Source organism: Psychrobacter sp., from assembly GCF_035469765.1.
In the GTDB taxonomy this organism is placed as follows: Bacteria; Pseudomonadota; Gammaproteobacteria; order Pseudomonadales; family Moraxellaceae; genus Psychrobacter.
In genome coordinates, this window is sequence record NZ_DATIRM010000362.1 from 1 (window position 1) to 3,063 (window position 3,063).

The window sequence follows — 3,063 nt, forward strand, 5'->3', positions numbered from 1 at the left end:
TTTCCGCCATCTTTATAGACTATTGGTAGATACTGCATGACAGATTTGGTTGCAGAGGCAGCATAGTAGTCGGTCTCGACGCTAGCGTTGGCACTCATCCATGCCTCAAGTGCATGGGTCAATACATCGATGCCTGTGTCAGCGGTGATGTGTGCTGGCATACCTTTCATAATAACGGGATCAATCGCCGCTGCCAATGGCACCATTCTTGGGTCGATAGATAGGGCTTTTTGATGGGTCTTATCATCCGATACCACCGCACCAAGTGTTGCTTCTGAACCAGTACCGGCAGTCGTAGGAATACAATATAACGGCACTGAAGGTTTTCTGGCTTTAAGAATACCGATAAGCTGTTGTGGCTTACAATTATTGCCCTGTGACATCGCAATCATTTTAGCCGCATCAATCACAGAGCCGCCACCGATGGCAATAATCGAATCGCATTTAGCATCAACCGATATGCGCAGTCCTTCTTCAACAACCTTAAAGGTAGGATCTGGTGTAATACCATCATAAACGGTATAGCTGATGTTTTTTTCATCTAGATAATCAGTCACTTTGGCAGGTATACCAAGTTTATTAAGCACAGCGTCAGTGACGATAAATACATTGCTGCTACCTTCATTGATAAGCATATCGCATAGCTCATGGCAAGCGTTTTCACCGACAAACAACATCGGTCTTCTAATCGGAATAACATAAGAGAACGCTTTTAGTACTTTAGCGCGGGTCTTGGCAACGGCCAAATAACCGGCATACTGCAATCCATTGGTGCTTACTAATTTGGTACTTACTAACTTAGCAATACTGTTTTGTTTTTTCATGGGCAAAAAGTCCTTTTTAACGATGCTAACCATAGTGATGACGATCAGTTTAATAAATAAAACTGTTGTTCAAGTAAAAATCGAGGCAATGTAAGCGCCTAGGTAAAGTAAACTACTGTTTAAACTTATTGTACCATTGCCATTCTTATTATGGTTTGATTAGTATGAACTGTTATGTTCTACTTATTTAACTTTGTCTGCCTAAGCTAAATGAGACTCGCCTGCAACAGCTTCCTAGCATACGGATGCTGCGGGTTATTAAAAGTCTCTTCTGTCTGTCCTGACTCAACGCACATGCCATCTTTAACAACCATAATATGCTGACATAAGGCGCGCACTACTTTTAAGTCATGACTAATAAACACATAGCTAATTTGCAGTTTCTCCTGAATCTCTCGTAGCAAGCTGACTACAGTTACCTGCGTGGTGCTATCAAGCGCAGAAGTGGGTTCATCCAATATCAATAGACTTGGCTGCATAATAAGTGCGCGTGCTAGAGCCACGCGTTGACGCTGACCGCCTGATAACTCGTGCGGATAACGCTGTGTAAACTCAGCTGGCAGATGCACAGTAGCAAGGCTCTCTATCACTGCTTGCTGACGGGCTATCTTATCGACGCCTCGTACTAGCAGCCCTTCTTCAACGATTTGCATGACCGTCATACGAGGATTGATACTGGCAAATGGATCTTGAAATACCATCTGAATCTGTGAGCGGAACTGACGCAGCCCACGTTTTGATAATGCGGTGATATCTTGTCCATTGACTATTATCTGTCCACCGACACGCGCTTGATTGCTAAGCAACTGACTTAACGCAAGCGCTATGGTGGTTTTGCCAGAACCTGATTCACCAACGATGCCTAACGCCTGCCCTTTTTGCAGGCTCATATCGACATTTTTTACCGCATCAAACCAGCGTTTGGTACCGCCAAACAAACTTTTTTCAATCGGAAACTGTACTTGTAAATCATTCACTGTCAGTACATGTGTTTGCTTGTCTATGTTATTGTCATTATCTATCAAGCTCAATGCTTGCCCAAAGTCTTGCTGGATAAGCGATCGGGTATATTCCACTTTAGGCTGACTAAAGACCGCAGCGGTTTGCCCTTGCTCAATCGTCTGCCCTTGGCGCATGACGATAACTTCATTACTATAGCGCCTAACCAAGTTAAGGTCATGGCTAATTAATATCATCGCCATACTATGCTGACGCTTAAGATCATCTAACAGCGCAAGAATCTCATGTTGCAAGGTGACATCAAGCGCGGTGGTTGGTTCATCAGCGATTAAAATATCAGGCTGCTGTGCCAATGCCATGGCAATCATGACACGCTGACGCTGACCACCTGATAGCTCATGCGGATAACGGTTCAGCTTATCAGTCGGATTGGTGATATTGACATCGTTTAGTAAGTCGATTGTTTGACTGCGCCATTGATTTTTGGGTACACCGACTAGACGTAGTGATTCCGCGATTTGCTTACCAACCGTATGCAATGGGTTTAATGCCGTCATTGGCTCTTGAAATACCATGCCGATACGCTGTCCGCGAATAGAGCGTAGAGCTTCATTACGCCCTTTATCATTGGTCAGTGGTAATGTGCTCATACCGGCTGACTCTGCCAGCTGCACATTACCACTGACCATCAAGTTATCTGCTAATAATCCTAGCAGTGCCAAACTGGCTATTGACTTACCTGAGCCTGACTCACCAACGATAGCTAGTGTCTGACCTTGCCATAGCTCATATGATAGCTTGTCGACCAGAACAGCCCCTACATCGGTTACGATACTGAGTTTACCTACAGTCAGCATCAATTTCTTTTGTACAGTGCCATCATTTTTATTTAAAGGGTCGTTTTTCTCAGTAGTCATTGTCATATTAAGAGCGCCTCGGATCAAACGCATCACGCAGCGCTTCGCCAACGAAGATTAGCAAGGATAAAATAAAGGTTAAGCTAAAGAATCCTGATAGTGCCAGCCAAGGTGCATCAAGATTGTTCTTACCTTGCACCATCAACTCACCGAGCGACGGCGAACCAGGCGGTAAGCCATAACCTAAGAAGTCTAATGCTGTCAAAGCGATGATATTAGCGGTTAAAATAAAAGGTAATTGCGATAAGCTTGACGCTAACGCATTCGGCAATATATGTTTGAGCATGATTTGACTATCCGACACCCCAAGATTACGTGCCGCACGGACATAGTCAAAGTTACGCGCACGCAAAAACTCTGCC

General features: G+C 44.3%; 3 protein-coding genes. All 3 read right to left on the reverse strand.

Going from position 1 to position 3,063, the window contains the following annotated elements; genetic code table 11:
* Positions 1-824 (reverse strand): iron-containing alcohol dehydrogenase (locus VLN09_RS09925; protein WP_325246084.1); only part of this gene is annotated, 824 nt, incomplete at its 3' end.
* A 206-nt stretch (positions 825-1,030) separates the two neighbouring features.
* Positions 1,031-2,701 carry a dipeptide ABC transporter ATP-binding protein gene (locus VLN09_RS09930; RefSeq protein WP_325246088.1) on the reverse strand — a complete coding sequence of 557 codons (1,671 nt, stop codon included), beginning with the start codon at positions 2,699-2,701 and terminating at the stop codon, positions 1,031-1,033.
* A 7-nt stretch (positions 2,702-2,708) separates the two neighbouring features.
* Positions 2,709-3,063, reverse strand: a 355-nt coding sequence (locus tag VLN09_RS09935; RefSeq protein WP_325246086.1) for an ABC transporter permease subunit, incomplete at its 5' end; no start/stop codon positions are given.

Coding starts and splice junctions, on each gene's coding strand:
- VLN09_RS09930 (WP_325246088.1), bottom strand. CDS start 2,701: ATGACTACTGAGAAAAACGACCCTTTAAATAAAAATGATGGCACTGTA.